Genomic DNA, 15,177 nt, shown 5'->3' on the forward strand with positions numbered 1-15,177 from the left:
CTGTTTCCCCGGGTGCCTAGACGCCGGTGGATTCCAGGCTGTCCGGGATGCTGGCCAGGTAGGAGTCGATGTTGCGCTTGGTTTCGGCGACCGAATCGCCGCCGAACTTCTCCAGCAGCGACTGGGCCAGCACCAGGGCGACCATGGCCTCGGCGACGACGCCGGCGGCCGGCACGGCGCAGACGTCCGAACGCTGGTGGTGCGCGGTGGTGTCCTCGCCGGTGGCGGTGTCCACGGTGCGCAGGGCGCGCGGGACGGTGGCGATCGGCTTCATGGCCGCGCGCACGCGCAGCACCTCGCCGATGCTCATGCCGCCCTCGATGCCGCCGGCGCGGTTCGAGGCGCGGGCGATGGTGCCGTCCTCGGCGCGCACGATCTCGTCGTGGGCCGCGGAGCCGCGCCGGGCGGCGGTGGCGAAGCCGTCGCCGATCTCGACGCCCTTGATGGCCTGGATGCCCATCAGGGCTCCGGCCAGGCGCGCGTCCAGGCGGCGGTCCCAGTGCACGTAGGAGCCGAGGCCCGGTGGCAGGTTGTAGGCCAGCACCTCGACGACGCCGCCGAGGGTCTCCCCGGCCTTGTGCGCGTCGTCCACCTCGGCCACCATGGCGGCGGAAGTCGCCGCATCGAAGCAGCGCAGCGGATCGGCATCCAGGGCCGCGACGTCCGCGGCGGTAGGCACGGCGGCGTCCTGTGGGCAGGCCACGGCGCCGACGGCGGTGGTGTGCGAGACCAGCTCGATGCCCAGATCGGACAGGAAGCGGGAGGCGACCGCGCCCAGCGCGACGCGGGCGGCGGTCTCGCGGGCGCTGGCGCGCTCGAGCACCGGGCGGGCGTCGTCGAACCCGTACTTCTGCATGCCGGTGAAGTCGGCGTGGCCCGGGCGCGGGCGGGTCAGTGGCGCGTTGCGGGCCATCGAGGCCAGCTCGTCCAGGTCCACCTCGTCGGCGCTCATGACCTTTTCCCACTTGGGCCATTCGGTGTTGCCGATCTCGATCGCGATCGGTCCGCCCTGGGTCTTCCCGTGGCGCACGCCGCCGAGGAAGGTGACCTGGTCCTTTTCAAACTTCATCCGGGCGCCGCGGCCGTAGCCAAGGCGCCGGCGCGCGAGGGCATCGCGCACTGCTTCACTGTCCACCGAGACTCCGGCGGGCAGACCTTCAAGAATTCCTACAAGGGCGGGGCCATGAGATTCGCCCGCGGTCAACCAACGCAACATGTCCTCCATTTTGCCATGACCTGCACGCATTAACCGTGTCGATGAAGCCCCACGGAGTCATACATCGCATTTGTGACGCTTTCGCGGGTTTTTTCATCAAAATCCATCCGGCTGAAGGCGCGGGCCTGTTCCACCGCCTGGTGCACCAGCATGTGCAGCCCGGAGATGATCGTTCCGGTCCAGGCGGAGGCCAGCGCGGAGGGCCACGGATCGTAGGCGACATCCAGCAGGATCCCGGCGCCGGTTCCCAGGGCGGGGATCCAGCTGTCGGCGGCCCGCGGGGGCAGCGTGCTGAAGACCAGTTCGTCGCGCGCGACGGCGTCGCCGGCGCAGGAGGCGATCTCGATCACCTGGGGATCGATGTCCAGGCTGCGCGCCAGGGCGGTTGCCCGGCCAGCGCGGGAGGCATCGCGCACGATCAGCTTCAGGCGCCGCGCGCCGAGCTCCGCGCAGGCCTCGATGGCCGCCAGCGCGGTGTTGCCCGAGCCGAGGATGGTCGGGTGCGCGCACTGCGTGAGGCCGAAATCGGCCAGCGAGAGCACCAGCCCGTCGACGTCGGTGTTCTGGCCGAACAGCGAGCCGTCCTCGCGCACCACGATGGTGTTCAGCGCGCCCAGCCGGGCGACGCGGTCCGAAAGCTCATCCATGTAGGGAACGAACACGTCCTTCAGCGGCATGGTCACCGAGCAGCCGGCCCATCCCCCGGCGCGCACGCGGTCGATATGCGCCGCGGCCTGCGCGGGATCGAGCTCGATCGCCTCGTAGCGCACGGGCGCGCCCAGCAGCGCGTAGGCCGCCCGGTGCAGCACCGGCGATTTGGAGTGGCTGATGGGTTTGCCCAGGACCGCTGCCTGCAGCGGCTGTGGGATCTGCGCCATGGGAATGCCTGGAACTTTCTGCCCCGCCCTCCGGCTGCGCGCAGGCGCGGCGGGACGCGGGACCGCTTGGAATGGCTACTGGCAGACGTCGGAGTTCTGCGCGCACCAGGCGCGGAATTCCGTCTGGTTCTGCTGGTGCTCCGGGTAGGTGGCGGCGAACTTCGTTTCGCCGGTCTGCGTATTGACCGTGACCCAGTAGTAGTAGTTGTTTTGCGCGGGGTTCACCGCGGCCTTGATCGCGTCGTCGCTGGGCGAGCCGATGGGGGTGGGCGGCAGGCCCGGGTGCACGTAGGTGTTGTACGCGTTGGACGCATCCGCGCGCTCCTGCGCGCTGAACTGCAAGCTGTAGCGGTCCAGCCCGTAGATGACCGCGGAGTCCACCTGCAGCAGCCCGTGGGTCTGCGTGTTGTCCTTGTGCAGGCGGTTCTCGATCGCGCCGGCGACGGCGGCGTAGTCGTTCGGGGTGGCTTCGGCCTGCATGATCGAGGCGATCTTCAGCGCGCGGTAGCCGCGGGCGAGGTCGTCCTCGCCGGCGGCCTTCAGCGACTTCTTGGTCGCGTCGACCAGTGTCTGCAGCACCTGGTGCGCGCTGGTGTCCAGCGCGAAGCGGTATTCTCCCGGGTGCAGCCAGCCTTCGAGGTTCTCCACCCCGGCGGGCAGGCCGAACTTCGCGGGCTGCTCGGCGAGCTTGGCCAGCTCGGAGAGCTGGAGTCCCGAGCCCTTGGCGATCTCCTCCAGGGCCGCCGGCATCCGCAGGTTCGCCTTCAGCGCCACGTAGAAGACCTTGTCGGGCTTGTTGTTGATGAGCTCGACGGCGGCGTCCGCGGCGCGCATCTGCTTCTTGAGCAGGTAGTTGCCCGGGTGGATGACCTTGCTAGCGGCGGTGGATTCCTCCACGGCCCGGGCGAAGAGCTTGTCGTCGGAGACCACGTCCAGCTCCTCGAGCTTGCGCGAGATCACCTGCACGCCCCAGCCGTCCTGGACCGTGAATTCCACCGCTTCCCCGCCGGGGCCCGGGTAGTCGTCGGGATTGAACTGCTTGAGCACGGACTTCACGGTGAGCACCGAACCGGCGACGACCAGGGCGAACACCAGCACCACGGCGAGCATCACGAGGTTGCGGCGGCGTTTGGTGCGCCGGCGGCGCTGTTTCTTGCCGTCCTCGCCCGGCAGCTGATCCGCCGGCGGAACGAGGTCGTCGGCGGGAGCCGGCTGCGCCTGGGCCTGCGGATCTCCCGGGGCGGGGACGGCGGCGGGAATGTACTCGGGGTCCGGCGGCGCCGCGGCGCCGCCGTCCGCGGCCGGGGCGCCGGGATCGACCGGCAGCAGCTGGTAGTAGCCCAGCCCGCTCAGCTCGGGGGCGGAGGGGGCGGCCAGAGGGGTTGGAGGCGAGGACGAGCCCGCGGCGAAACGCTCGTACAGCGCCCGTTGGGTGGCGCGCTGCCGTTCGGCGCGGGCTGTCTCTCGCATCAACTCTCTTTTCTCGGGTAGGTCCCGGATCGCCTGGTCAGGGTGCTACTTCAGCACCACGCGGCTTGCCTGCACGCGCACGCCGTTGCGGCGCATGTCCAGCACCTGCTGCAGGATCTCGACGGCGGCGGCCTGGTCAACGACCTCGCGGTGCGAGGCCATCTTCTTGCCCGAAGCATGCAGCGCGCGATGGGCGCTGACGCTGCTCAGCCGCTCGTCAACCAGGAAAACCCCAACCTCGATGCTAGCCGCATTTGCCTCCTCGGCCAAGGCAATGGCGTAGTCACGGGCCATTTTGGTGGATTCGGTCACGTTCCCGGACAGGGCCTTGGGTTCGCCGATGTAGACCTCGCCAGCCCCCCGGTCCACGATCATGCGCAGCAGCAGGCGGCGGTCGGAGTTCTTCTTCGCGTCGCGGCGCAGCGTCATCACCGGGGTGGCGAGCAGGCCCGAGGGATCGGACACGGCGACGCCGACGCGGGCCAGGCCCACGTCGACGCCCAGCGCGATGTCAGCCATTGGCCAGCGCCGCGCGGATCGCGTCCAGTGCGTCGTCGATGCGCGAGGCATCCTGTCCGCCGCCCTGGGCCATGTCGTCCTTGCCGCCGCCGCCGCCGCCGAGCACCCCGGTGGCGGTGCGCACCAGCGCACCGGCCTTGAAGCCGTTGGCGCGGGCTTCCTCATTGGTGACCGCGAGGACCAGCGGGCGCCCGTTGGACACGCCGACCAGCACGATCACCGCGGCCTGCGAACCCAGCTTGCCGCGCAGGTCCAGGGCCATGGTGCGCAGCGCGTCGGCCGAGTCGACAGCCCCGGCGTTGTGCGCCAGCAGGCGGGTGGAGCCGATGGTCACGACGTTGTCCAGCAGCTGCGCCGACTGCGCGAGCATTGCGGCGCTCTTCAGCTCAGCGATCTGCTTCTCCGCGGCCTTCAGCTTGGCCACGGTCTCGTTCACGCGCTCGGAGACCTGGTTGCCCGGCACGCGGAACAGGCCCGAGAGCTCGGAGACCAGGGCGCGCTCGGCGGCGCCGTGGCGGAAGGCCTCCATGCCCACCAGCGCCTCGACGCGGCGGTTGCCCGAGCCCACGGAGGCCTCGGAGAGCAGTGTCAGCTGGCCGATGCGGGCGGTGGTGTCCACATGGGTGCCGCCGCACAGCTCGCGCGACCAGGCGCCGTTCATCTCCACAACGCGCACGTTGTTGGAGTACTTCTCGCCGAACAGGCTCATCGCGCCCAGCTTCTTCGCCTCGGCCAGCGCCATCTCGTTGGTGACGACCTGGTGGTTGGCGGCGATCGCCAGGTTCACGACCTCCTCCATCTCGCTGCGCGCGGCCGCGGACAGGGCCTCGGCCCAGGAGAAGTCGAAGCGCAGGTAGCCTGCCTTGTTGAAGGAGCCGGCCTGGGTGGCGGTGTCCCCCAGCAGCTCGCGCAGCGCGGCGTGCACCAGGTGGGTGGCCGAGTGGGCCTGCTCGCCGGAATGGCGGCGGATCGCGTCGACCTGGGTGCGCACCAGCGCCTCGGCGGGCAGTTCGCCCTCGCGCACGATGACCTTGTGCACGTTCAGGCCCTTGACCGGGGCCTGCACGTCGGTCACCTCCAGCACGAAGCCGTCGCCGGTGATCAGGCCGACGTCGCCGGCCTGTCCGCCGGACTCGGCGTAGAATGGGGTCTCCTCCAGCACCAGGTCGATTTCCTGGCCCTGCTCGGCGAACGGCACCACGGCGCCGTCGCGGATGATGCCGCGGATCTTCGATTCGCCGGCCAGGGTGTCGTAGCCGGTGAAGTGCACGTGGCCGGCCTCGGCCAGCGCGGTGTACACCGACAGGTCCGCGTGGCCGGACTTCTTGGCCTTCGCGTCCTTCTGCGCGCGGGTGCGCTGCTCGTTCATCAGCTCGCGGAAGCGCGCCTCGTCCACGGCCAGGCCCGCCTCGGAGGCGATCTCCAGGGTCAGGTCGATCGGGAAGCCGTAGGTGTCGTGCAGCGCGAACGCGTCGTCGCCGGAGAGGTTGTGGCCCTCTGCCTTGGCATGGGTCAGCGCCTCGTCCAGGCGGGTGGTGCCCGAGGCGATGGTGCGGCGGAAGGCGCGCTCCTCGGCGTAGGCGATGCGGGCGATGCGCTCGAAGTCCTCCGCGACGATCGGGTACACGCCCTTCATGGCGTCGCGGGAGACCGGCAGCAGCTCCGGAAGCACCTCGGTGTCCACGCCCATCAGGCGCATGGCGCGCACGGCGCGGCGGATCAGGCGGCGCAGCACGTAGCCGCGGCCTTCGTTGCCCGGGGTGACGCCGTCGGAGATCAGCATCAGCGAGGAGCGGATGTGGTCGGCGATCATGCGCAGGCGCACGTCGTTGGCGTGGTTCGGGTCTTCCGGGTCCTCGGTGGAGGTGTAGGTGATCGCGGCGAGTTCCGCGGCCTTGTCCAGCACCGGACGGACCTGGTCGGTCTCGTACATGTTCTCGACGCCCTGCAGGATCATCGCCAGGCGCTCCAGGCCCAGGCCGGTGTCGATGTTGCGCTTGGGCAGCTCGCCGGCGACATCGAAATCGGTCTTCGAACGCACCGCGGAGAGCTGGTACTGCATGAACACGAGGTTCCAGATCTCGATGTAGCGGGTCTCGTCGACGGCCGGGCCGCCCTCCTGGCCGTACTGGGCGCCGCGGTCGTAGTAGATCTCCGAGCAGGGGCCGCCGGGGCCGGGCTGGCCGGTGTTCCAGTAGTTGTCTTCCTTGCCGGTGCCGACGACGCGCTCGCGCGGCAGCCCGATCTCCTCTTCCCAGATGCGGCGGGCTTCGAGGTCCTTCTCCTCGCCGTCCTCGTAGACGGTGACCCACAGGCGGTCCTTGTCCAGGCCGTAGCCGCCCTCCTCGATGCTGCTGGTCAGCAGCTCCCAGGCGAAGTGGATGGCGTCCTTCTTGAAGTAGTCGCCGAAGGAGAAGTTGCCGCACATCTGGAAGAAGGTGCCGTGGCGCACGGTCTTGCCGACTTCCTCGATGTCACCGGTGCGGATGCACTTCTGCACCGAGGTGGCGCGGGTGTACGGCGGCTCTTCGCGCGCGGTCAGGTAAGGGATGAACGGGACCATGCCGGCCACCGTGAACAGCAAGGACGGATCGGCCGAGACCAGCGAGGCGCTGGGCACGGCGGTGTGGCCCTTGGAGACGAAAAAGTCGACCCATCGACGGGCAATTTCCTGCGTTTTCATCGTGTTACGGATGATCCCTTCATTTAGCTGAGTCCACGCCGAGGGCGGAACGTAATTCTTCTTCGCGGGCGTGCATTGCGGTGCTGAATGCCTGCGCGATCTCCGAGACGCGGTCGGCGTACTTGCCGACCTGGCGGTTCAGGGCCGCCCCGGAGGAAACTTCGGTGTATTTTTTGGACGCCAGCACGCCAATGCCGACGCCGATCGAAACCCACAAGAGCTTTTTCATTCTAGTCTCCTTGCCTGAGAGGCAGTTGGTCGTCTGCGGCTACCGGCTGCGGCGGGCCTTGCCCGAGGGCTTGGAGTTCATCGCGGCCTTGACGCCCTCGGTGAAGGCGGCGACCTTGATCAGCGGCTTGCCGACGGTGGCGGCGACCAGGGAGGACAGCGCCGAGACGTTGGCGGTGGCGTCGGAGACGTTGGAAGTGATCGTGTCGACCTTCTTGAGCTGGTCGTTCGTGGTCGCGACGGTGTTGGTGACCTCGCCGATCAGCGGGGTGGTCCCGTCGGCCAGGTCCTTGATCGAGTTGCGCAGCTCGTCGAACACCTTGCCCAGCTTGATGATCGGCACCGCGAGGATTGCCACCAATATGACAAACGCTCCGGCGGCGATGAGCCCTGCGATATCCGAACCCGACATGTGCTTCCTCTTCTGCTTGGGTTTTTGCTGCCAGTCCACCTTATCGAAGTGTGGGCCGCAACGGGTAGTTAAGCGGATGGCCCGCAACCGGAAACCGGTTGCGGGCCATCAAACGCACGGGTTTAGCGTGCGTAGTACTCGACCACGAGGTTCTCTTCGCAGGTCACCGGGATCTCTGCACGCTCAGGAGCGCGCAGGAAGGTGGCCTGGAGGGATTCCAGCTTGACGTCCAGGTAGGCAGGAACGGCTGGCAGCACCTGTGCGTGCTCGCCGGCTGCGGCCATCTGGAACGGAACCATCTTCTCGCTCTTCTCGTGAACGTGGATCAGCTGACCCGGCTTCACCTTGAAGGACGGACGGTCCACGCGCTGGCCGTCGACCAGGATGTGGCGGTGCACAACCAGCTGGCGGGCCTGCTGGATGGTGCGGGCGAAGCCGGCACGCAGAACGAGGGCATCCAGGCGGGACTCGAGCAGAGCCAGCAGGTTACCGCCGGTCTCACCGCCCAGGCGCTTGGCTTCCTTGAAGGCGTTCAGCATCTGTACTTCGCGGATGCCGTACTGGGCGCGCAGGCGCTGCTTCTCGCGCAGACGCACTGCGTAGTCGCTGTCCTGCTTCTTGCGGGCGCGGCCATGCTGACCTGGACCGTACGGACGACGCTCCATGTACTTTTCAGCTTTGGGAGTCAGGGCAAGGCCGAGTGCGCGCGAGAGGCGCACGGTACGGCGGGCACGGGCGTTAGCCATAAGTGTGTCCTTTTCATTTAAGCGACGGAGTCTACTGGCCTCCCGGACGGAGAGTGCTTGGGCGTCGCGTCCCGATGAAGCACTGCAACCGCACGCGCCCCAGTCACCCGTGGCGCAGGCGGCTTGCCAGCCAAGGAACAAGTTTACACGAATCAGCCCGCGGCCGCGGTGAGGCCTGCCCCACATGCGCGGGCGGCTGGACCTCAGCGTTTGCGGCGCGGATCCTTGGCGCGGATGATCTCGCGCAGCCGGGTCAGCCGGGCGCCGATGGTCTTCTCCGCCCCGTTGGCGGTGGGCGTGTAGTAGTTCGTGCCGAGCAGGTCGTCGGGCAGGTACTGCTGGGCGGCGATCGAATGCGGGGCGTCGTGCGCGTAGATGTAGCCGGTGCCGTGGCCCAGCGACTTGGCACCGGGATAATGGGCGTCGCGCAGGTGGTCGGGCACCAGCGAGCCGCGGCCCTGGTTCACGTCGGCCAGCGCGGCGTTGATCGCGTTGTAGGAGGCGTTGGACTTCGGGGCGGTGGCCAGGTGCACGGTGGCCTGGCCGAGCATGATGCGCGCCTCGGGCATGCCGGTCAGCGCCACGGACTGCGCGGCGGCCACGGCCAGCGGCAGGGCGGTGGGGTCGGCCATGCCCACGTCCTCGCTGGCGGAGATCATCAGGCGGCGGGCGATGAAGCGCGGGTCCTCCCCCGCGGCGAGCATGCGCGCCAGGTAGTGCAGGGCCGCGTCCACGTCCGAGCCGCGGATCGACTTGATGAACGCCGAGATGATGTCGTAGTGCTGGTCGCCGTCCTTGTCGTAGCGTTGCACGGCCGCATCCATGGCCAGGTGCACGTGCCCGGCCTCGATCGCCACGGGCGGCTGCACGCCCTTGCCGGCCGCGTTCCAGGCCACCGCTCCGGCGGCTTCCAGCACGGTGAGCACGCGGCGCGCGTCGCCCTGGGCCAGCCGGACGATTGCCTCGCGCTGCTCCGCCTCCAAGGTGACCTGGCCGTCGAAGCCGCGCTCGTCGGCGAGGGCGCGGTCCACCAGCTGCGCCAGGTCCGCGTCGGTGAGCGGGCGCAGGGTGAGCAGCAGCGATCGCGAAAGCAGCGGGGAGATGACGGAGAAGGACGGGTTCTCCGTGGTGGCGGCGACGAGCACCACCACGCGGTTTTCCACCCCGGGCAGCAGGGCGTCCTGCTGGGCCTTGTTGAAGCGGTGGATCTCGTCGAGGAACAGCACCGTGGTGACCCCGCGCAGGTCGCGGTCGTCCTTGGCCTGCTCGATGACCCGGCGCACGTCCTTGACCCCGGCGGTGATCGCTGAGAGCTCGACGAACTTGCGGTCGGTGGCGCGGGCGATCACGTGGGCGATGGTGGTTTTGCCGATCCCCGGAGGGCCGTAGAGGATCACGCTGGCGGGCCCCGCCAGGCCGGTTTCCGGGTGCTCGGCCAGCTGGCGCAGCGGCGAGCCGGGGCCGAGCAGGTGCTGCTGGCCGACCAGCTCGTCCAGGGTGCGCGGGCGCATGCGCACCGCCAGCGGCGGCCGCGGCCGATTCACGGGCGCTGACCCGGGTTCCTCGTTGAGTGCATCGAACAAATCGCTCACCCCTCCAGCCTAGCGATACTCTGGAAGCTGCGCCCGCACGCCGGGCGCCGCCACCCCGCCGCTTTGGAAAGGATCACATGCGCGCCGTCATCCAGGTCGCTTCCACCGCCCACGTCGAGGTCGACGATGAGATCGTCGGCCGCCTGCCCGCCCCGGGGCTGGTGGTCCTGCTGGGGGTGACCCACGAGGACGACGAGGCGACCGCGCGCAAGGTCGCCGAGAAGATCTGGCGCCTGCGCATCCTGGCAGACGAGGCCAGCGCCGAATCGACCAACGCGCCGCTGCTGGTGATCAGCCAGTTCACGCTGTACGCCGCGGTGCGCAAGGGCCGGCGCCCGTCGTGGTCGGCCGCCGCGCCGGGAGCGGTGAGCGAGCCGCTGTACGAGTACTTCGTCGGCTGCCTGCGCGAGCTCGGGGCGCACGTGGAAACCGGGCGCTTCGGGGAAATGATGAACGTCTCGCTGGTGAACTCCGGGCCGATGACGATCATCGTGGATTCGGCCGACCTGCCCTAGCTTGCCGAGGCGCCGCGCACGATGCCGCTGAACGCGGCGAAGGCCAGCGACTGGTGCGCCAGCTCGCTGCGCCCCGCGCCGCTCAGCTCGTAGACCTTGCGCCCAGGTCCGCCCTGCCCCTGCTCCCAGGACGTGGACACCAGGCCGTCGGCCTCCAGCTTGGCCAGCGCGGGATACAGCGTCGCGCCCTTGAGCGGGTCGAGCCCGCGGGCCGCCAGCGCCTTGGCCAGCGCGTAGCCGTGGGCGGGGCCGCGGCGCAGCGCACCGCCTTGTAGAGCAATGTACAAGAACTAGCTGTTGTCATATCGGGCCAGCACCGCCTCAGCGCGGCGTTGGCGCTGTTCAAGCTTCGCGCAGACCTCTTCCCGGCGCTGCGCCGGGCGCAGGCGCCAGCAGGCGGTCAACAGCAGCAGGAACCACATGATGGCCAGGGCCACGCGCCACGGCGAAGGCCCCTGCTCGAACAGCTGCGAGAGGACCGAGACCCCGTAGTAGGCCACCAGCGCGAGGAACGCCAGGCGGCCGAGCCACCAGCGGCGCACGACGGCTCCCGGGTTGGAACCGCCCAGGCTCATGGCGAATTCGGAGGGAGTGCCGAACTGCTCGGCGGGATGCAGCGCGCCGGTCTGCAGGCAGTGCTCGCGGACCTCTGCCAGTTGCCGTGCGGCCTCGGAGCGGGAGAAGCCGTAGCGCCCGCGCAGCAGCATCTGCGTGCGGGCCAGCCATTGCCCGCTGTCCATCGCCGGCGCCGCGGCGCCGGCGGGTTCCGCGGGGCTTTCGGGGTCAGCGGCGCCGGACCCCGGGTGGATGCAGATCCAGGCCAGGACCAGCAGCAGTGCGCCGCCGAGCGGACCTGCGGCGTTAGGCAGCGGCACCTCGTCGACGAGCAGGACCAGGGGCAGGCCGGCGCCGGCGGAGGCCGCGGTGCCCAGCACGGCGACGAGCCAGGCGCGATGCAGCCGGCCGCAGGTGTACAGGTACCACCCGAAGCTCAGGGACAGGGCCGATCCGGCCGCCGTGCACAGGGCACCCAGCTGCCACCCGTCCCAGGACCGCGCCAGCCAGCCGTCGCTGGCCGCGGTCCACACCCCGAAACCCAGAAGCAGCAGCCCCAGCGTCAGCAGGAATCCCATCAGCAGCACCCGCCCGCTGTCCACGGGCTGCTCCTGGCGGGCCAGCTGCTCCGGGGACATGACCTCGGCGGCCTTCTCGACGCCGCAGCGCCACGGGTCCCCCAGCAGCTGCTCGACCGATTCGTCGCTGTCGCAGATGGCGTCCAGCTGCTCGCGCAGCAGGCCCAGGCATTGGCGCTGGCTCAGCCCTGCCCAGAGCAGCGAGGCATGGAAGGTCTCGGCCCAGTTGCGGTCGTCCACCGGGTAGCGCGCGATCAGCGCGCCGGCGGAATCACCGGCGGCGCCGGCGTGGCGGCGGTTCTCGGGCATCGGGCTCCTCGGGGTCGGCTAGGTGGATTTCCAACCTAGTGCACATTCCGGCTCAGGCCAAGCGCCGGGCGGCAGGCGGCAGGCGGCAGGCGCGGAAAACGGCGCAGGGCCGGCGCGCCACCCCGTGCGGGATGGAGCGCCGGCCCTGCGGTCGGCGTAGCGCTGGGCCGTGCGGCGCAGCTGGCTACTTGGCTTCGGCCGGAGCCTCGGCCTTCGCGTCGGCGTCGGCCTTCTTCTTCTCGGGCTTGAAGTCGATGCCGGCCTCCTTGCGCTGCTGCGCGGTGATCGGCGCCGGAGCCTGGGTCAGCGGGTCGAAGCCGCCGCCGGTCTTCGGGAAGGCGATGACGTCGCGGATGGACTCCGAACCGGTGAGCAGCTGCAGCACGCGGTCCCAGCCCAGGGCGATGCCGCCGTGCGGCGGGGCGCCGTACTTGAAGCCCTCCAGCAGGAAGCCGAACTGGGTCTGCGCCTGCTCCTCGGTGACGCCCATCAGCTTGAAGACGCGCTCCTGCACGTCGCGCTGGTGGATGCGGATCGAGCCGCCGCCGATTTCGTTGCCGTTGCAGACGATGTCGTAGGCGTAGGACAGGGCCGAACCCGGGTCGGTGTCGAAGGTGTCCAGGAACTCGGGCTTCGGGCTGGTGAACGCGTGGTGCACCGCGGTCCAGGCGCCGGCGCCCACTGCCACGTCGCCCGAGGCGACGGCGGCGGAGGCCGGTTCGAACATCGGAGCGTCGACGACCCATACGAAGGCCCAGTCGCCGTCCTTGATCAGGCCGGTGCGGTGGCCGATCTCCACGCGGACCGAGCCGAGCAGGGCGCGGGATTCGGCCTTGTCGCCGGCGGAGAAGAAGATGCAGTCGCCGGGCTTCGCGCCGGTGGCCGCGGCCAGGCCGGCCTTCTCCGTCTCGGAGAGGTTCTTGGCCACCGGGCCGGCGAGCTCGCCGTCCTCCTTGAGCAGCACATAGGCCAGGCCCTTCGCGCCGCGCTGCTTGGCGAATTCCTGCCAGGCATCCAGGGTGCGGCGCGGCTGCGAGGCGCCGCCGGGCATGACGACGGCGCCGACGTAGGCCGACTGGAACACCTTGAAGGAGGTGTTTGCGAAGTACTCGGTCATTTCCGTCAGCTCGAGGCCGAAGCGCAGGTCCGGCTTGTCGCTGCCGTACTTCTCCATGGCCTCGGCGTAGGTCATGCGGCGGATCGGGGTCGGGATCTCGACGTCGATCAGCGACCAGATGGCCTTGACCAGCTTCTCGCCCAGGTCGATGATGTCGTCTTCCTCGACGAACGAGGCCTCGATGTCCAGCTGGGTGAACTCGGGCTGGCGGTCGGCGCGGAAGTCCTCGTCGCGGTAGCAGCGGGCGATCTGGTAGTACTTCTCGAAGCCGCCGACCTGCAGCAGCTGCTTGAACAGCTGCGGGGACTGCGGCAGCGCGTACCAGCTGCCGGGGCTCAGGCGGGCCGGAACCACGAAGTCGCGGGCGCCTTCCGGGGTGGAGCGGGTGAGCGTCGGGGTCTCGATCTCCACGAAGCCCTGCTCGTGCAGCAGGTTGCGGGCCACGCGGTTGACCTCTGAGCGTAGGCGCAGGTTGCGGGTCGGGGTCGGACGGCGCAGGTCCAGGTAGCGGTGGCGCAGGCGCGCCTCCTCGCCGACCTCGACGTGCTCATCAACCTGGAACGGCAGCGGCGCGGCGGTGTTCAGCACGATCACCTCGTCGGCGATCACCTCGATTTCGCCGGTGGGCAGGTTCGGGTTCTCGTTGCCCTCCGGGCGGCGCTCGACGGTGCCCTTGATCTGCAGCACGAACTCATTGCGCAGCGGGTGGAAGTCCTCCTCGTCGCGCACCACGACCTGGGCCACGCCCGAGGCGTCGCGCAGGTCCAGGAAGGCGACGCCTCCGTGGTCACGGCGGCGGGCGACCCAGCCGGTGAGGGTGACCTGCTGTCCAATGTGCTCGGCGTTTAGCACGCCCAGCTGATGAGTGCGTAGCACTACGATCCTTTCGGTCGATTCGACAAAGTGCGAAGTTCTTCTTCGCAAGAGTTTAGTGCACCCGGTGCGGGCGCAGGCGGCCGGGGCCTAGCCGACGGTGTTGTGCAGGTCCTGCGCCGGCGGGGCCCAGGAGGCCGGATCGGCGGCGAGCTGTTCGCCCGAGCGGATGTCCTTGACCTCGTGGCTGCCGTCGGCGTGGGTGAACCAGACGAACGGAATCCCGCGGCGATCTGCGTACTTGATCTGCTTGCCGAACTTCTCCGCGCTGGAGGCCACCTCGCAGGCGATCCCCCGGGCGCGCAGCGCGGCGGCGACGTCCTGCGCCTCGTGCCAGGAGTCCTCGTTGGCCAGCGTGACATATACCACCGAGGGCACCGAGCGGGCCGCGGTGACGGTTTCCTCCGCCAGGATGCGGGAGACCAGGCGGGTGACGCCGATGGACAGTCCCACGCCCGGGTAGGTCTTCTTGCCCTTGGAGGCCAGCGACTCGTAGCGTCCGCCGGAGCAGATCGAGCCCAGCGACTCGTGGCCGACCAGCACTGTCTCGTAGACGGTGCCGGTGTAGTAGTCCAGGCCGCGGGCGATGGACAAATCCGCCATCACCTTGCCCGGGGCGCGCCGGGATGCCGCGGCGATGACCTGGGTGAGCTCGTCCAGGCCGGTGTCCAGCAGCTCGTGCTGCACGCCCAGGGCGCGGACCTGCTCGACGAAGGAGGTGTCCATGGTGCGGATCTTGGCCAGCGCGAGCGCGGCGTCGGCCTGCTCGCGGGTGGCGCCGACCTCTTCCATGAGGATCTTGGCCACGGCGTCGTCGCCGATCTTCTCCAGCTTGTCGATGGCGCGCAGCACCGCGTCGGGGTCCTCAAGCCCCAGGCCGCGGTAGAAGCCCTCGGCGAGCTTGCGGTTGTTCACGCGCAGGCGGAAGTCGCCGATCGGCAGGGCGGACAGCGCGTCGGCAATGGTCAGTGCCAGCTCCACGTCGTAGCTGAAAGGCAGGGTGCCTTCGCCGACGACGTCGATGTCGGCCTGGGTGAATTCGCGGAAGCGGCCGTCCTGCGGGCGTTCGCCGCGCCAGACCTTCTGCATCTGGTAGCGGCGGAAGGGGAAGGCCAGATGACCGGCGTTCTCCACCACGTAGCGGGCGAAGGGCACGGTCAAGTCGAAGTGCAGGGCCAGCGCGTTCGGGTCGTTCTTCTCGTCCTCGGCGGCCAGCCGGCTCAGGCCGTAGACCTCCTTGTCGATCTCGCCCTTGCGCAGCAGCTGCGCCCGGGTTTCCACGGCGCGGGTCTCGATGTTCGCGAAGCCGTGCAGCTCGAAGGTGCGGCGCAAGGTGTCCAGCACATGCTGTTCGACGACCCGCTCGGCCGGAAGCCATTCGGGGAAACCTGATAGGGAGGCCTTGCGTGCCATGAAACTCCTCGGTGCAAATTGCTGTAGGCAAAAACTGTGCGCAAACCGCCGTGCGAACGCGCCACCTACCCAT

General features: G+C 69.4%; 14 protein-coding genes. 1 reads left to right on the forward strand and 13 read right to left on the reverse strand.

All coding sequences use genetic code 11. The annotated features are described in order from the left end of the window. Positions 1 to 16: 16 nt before the first annotated feature. The 9 genes from aroC to IEY43_RS09125 all read right to left on the reverse strand — a co-directional run bounded on the left by aroC (position 17) and on the right by IEY43_RS09125 (position 9,744). Complete coding sequence (aroC, locus tag IEY43_RS09085; protein WP_188948287.1) at positions 17 to 1,216, reverse strand: chorismate synthase; 1,200 nt, start codon at positions 1,214 to 1,216, stop codon at positions 17 to 19. Between the two features lie 29 nt (positions 1,217 to 1,245). Then, the gene (locus tag IEY43_RS09090; RefSeq protein WP_188948288.1) at positions 1,246 to 2,094 is read right to left on the reverse strand and encodes a shikimate dehydrogenase family protein; all 849 of its coding nucleotides are present in this window, start codon (positions 2,092 to 2,094) and stop codon (positions 1,246 to 1,248) included. Between the two features lie 75 nt (positions 2,095 to 2,169). Continuing rightward, positions 2,170 to 3,564 (reverse strand): endolytic transglycosylase MltG, encoded by a 1,395-nt coding sequence (gene mltG / locus IEY43_RS09095; protein WP_188948289.1) that lies wholly within the window; start codon positions 3,562 to 3,564, stop codon positions 2,170 to 2,172. Positions 3,565 to 3,609: 45 nt separating this feature from the next. Further along, complete coding sequence (ruvX, locus tag IEY43_RS09100) at positions 3,610 to 4,083, reverse strand: Holliday junction resolvase RuvX (protein WP_188948290.1); 474 nt, start codon at positions 4,081 to 4,083, stop codon at positions 3,610 to 3,612. Next, positions 4,076 to 6,766: an alanine--tRNA ligase gene (gene alaS, locus IEY43_RS09105; protein WP_188948291.1), complete on the reverse strand. Its 2,691-nt coding sequence runs from the start codon at positions 6,764 to 6,766 to the stop codon at positions 4,076 to 4,078. Before alaS ends, ruvX begins: the two co-directional genes overlap by 8 nt. A gap of 19 nt (positions 6,767 to 6,785) precedes the next feature. Continuing rightward, positions 6,786 to 6,995 (reverse strand): hypothetical protein, encoded by a 210-nt coding sequence (locus IEY43_RS09110; RefSeq protein ID WP_047119185.1) that lies wholly within the window; start codon positions 6,993 to 6,995, stop codon positions 6,786 to 6,788. A gap of 39 nt (positions 6,996 to 7,034) precedes the next feature. Then, entirely contained in the window at positions 7,035 to 7,406 is a 372-nt protein-coding gene (locus IEY43_RS09115; RefSeq protein WP_188948292.1) for a DUF948 domain-containing protein, read from the reverse strand. 122 nt (positions 7,407 to 7,528) lie between these two features. Further along, positions 7,529 to 8,152 carry a 30S ribosomal protein S4 gene (rpsD, locus tag IEY43_RS09120; RefSeq protein ID WP_188948293.1) on the reverse strand — a complete coding sequence of 208 codons (624 nt, stop codon included), beginning with the start codon at positions 8,150 to 8,152 and terminating at the stop codon, positions 7,529 to 7,531. Positions 8,153 to 8,355: 203 nt separating this feature from the next. Next, positions 8,356 to 9,744, reverse strand: coding sequence for a replication-associated recombination protein A (locus IEY43_RS09125; RefSeq protein ID WP_229777338.1), 1,389 nt, complete (start codon positions 9,742 to 9,744; stop codon positions 8,356 to 8,358). A gap of 77 nt (positions 9,745 to 9,821) precedes the next feature. On the opposite strand from IEY43_RS09125, the gene dtd reads away from it, so the two are divergent. Continuing rightward, positions 9,822 to 10,259 carry a D-aminoacyl-tRNA deacylase gene (gene dtd, locus IEY43_RS09130; protein WP_188948294.1) on the forward strand — a complete coding sequence of 146 codons (438 nt, stop codon included), beginning with the start codon at positions 9,822 to 9,824 and terminating at the stop codon, positions 10,257 to 10,259. On the opposite strand, the gene IEY43_RS09135 is transcribed toward dtd, so the two are convergent. From IEY43_RS09135 to hisS, 4 genes are all read right to left on the reverse strand, one after another. Beyond that, positions 10,256 to 10,546, reverse strand: coding sequence for a PadR family transcriptional regulator (locus IEY43_RS09135; RefSeq protein ID WP_188948295.1), 291 nt, complete (start codon positions 10,544 to 10,546; stop codon positions 10,256 to 10,258). The two genes, dtd and IEY43_RS09135, sit on opposite strands and share 4 nt — an antisense overlap. Before the next feature lie 3 nt (positions 10,547 to 10,549). Then, positions 10,550 to 11,701, reverse strand: coding sequence for a hypothetical protein (locus tag IEY43_RS09140; protein ID WP_188948296.1), 1,152 nt, complete (start codon positions 11,699 to 11,701; stop codon positions 10,550 to 10,552). Positions 11,702 to 11,885: 184 nt separating this feature from the next. Next, positions 11,886 to 13,694, reverse strand: coding sequence for an aspartate--tRNA ligase (gene aspS, locus IEY43_RS09145; protein ID WP_188948297.1), 1,809 nt, complete (start codon positions 13,692 to 13,694; stop codon positions 11,886 to 11,888). 87 nt (positions 13,695 to 13,781) lie between these two features. After that, entirely contained in the window at positions 13,782 to 15,104 is a 1,323-nt protein-coding gene (gene hisS / locus IEY43_RS09150) for a histidine--tRNA ligase (RefSeq protein WP_188948298.1), read from the reverse strand. Between the last annotated feature and the right edge of the window lie 73 nt (positions 15,105 to 15,177).

Source organism: Glutamicibacter protophormiae (genome assembly GCF_014647495.1).
Lineage (GTDB): Bacteria > Actinomycetota > Actinomycetes > Actinomycetales > Micrococcaceae > Glutamicibacter > Glutamicibacter protophormiae.

What these genes read in the sequence shown, in the direction of transcription:
- IEY43_RS09110 (WP_047119185.1), bottom strand. Translation starts at nt 6,995, where the DNA reads ATGAAAAAGCTCTTGTGGGTTTCGATCGGCGTCGGCATTGGCGTGCTG.
- rpsD (WP_188948293.1), bottom strand. Translation starts at nt 8,152, where the DNA reads ATGGCTAACGCCCGTGCCCGCCGTACCGTGCGCCTCTCGCGCGCACTC.
- alaS (WP_188948291.1), bottom strand. Translation starts at nt 6,766, where the DNA reads ATGAAAACGCAGGAAATTGCCCGTCGATGGGTCGACTTTTTCGTCTCC.
- IEY43_RS09140 (WP_188948296.1), bottom strand. Translation starts at nt 11,701, where the DNA reads ATGCCCGAGAACCGCCGCCACGCCGGCGCCGCCGGTGATTCCGCCGGC.
- IEY43_RS09115 (WP_188948292.1), bottom strand. Translation starts at nt 7,406, where the DNA reads ATGTCGGGTTCGGATATCGCAGGGCTCATCGCCGCCGGAGCGTTTGTC.
- IEY43_RS09090 (WP_188948288.1), bottom strand. Translation starts at nt 2,094, where the DNA reads ATGGCGCAGATCCCACAGCCGCTGCAGGCAGCGGTCCTGGGCAAACCC.
- ruvX (WP_188948290.1), bottom strand. Translation starts at nt 4,083, where the DNA reads ATGGCTGACATCGCGCTGGGCGTCGACGTGGGCCTGGCCCGCGTCGGC.
- hisS (WP_188948298.1), bottom strand. Translation starts at nt 15,104, where the DNA reads ATGGCACGCAAGGCCTCCCTATCAGGTTTCCCCGAATGGCTTCCGGCC.
- dtd (WP_188948294.1), top strand. Translation starts at nt 9,822, where the DNA reads ATGCGCGCCGTCATCCAGGTCGCTTCCACCGCCCACGTCGAGGTCGAC.
- mltG (WP_188948289.1), bottom strand. Translation starts at nt 3,564, where the DNA reads ATGCGAGAGACAGCCCGCGCCGAACGGCAGCGCGCCACCCAACGGGCG.
- aroC (WP_188948287.1), bottom strand. Translation starts at nt 1,216, where the DNA reads ATGTTGCGTTGGTTGACCGCGGGCGAATCTCATGGCCCCGCCCTTGTA.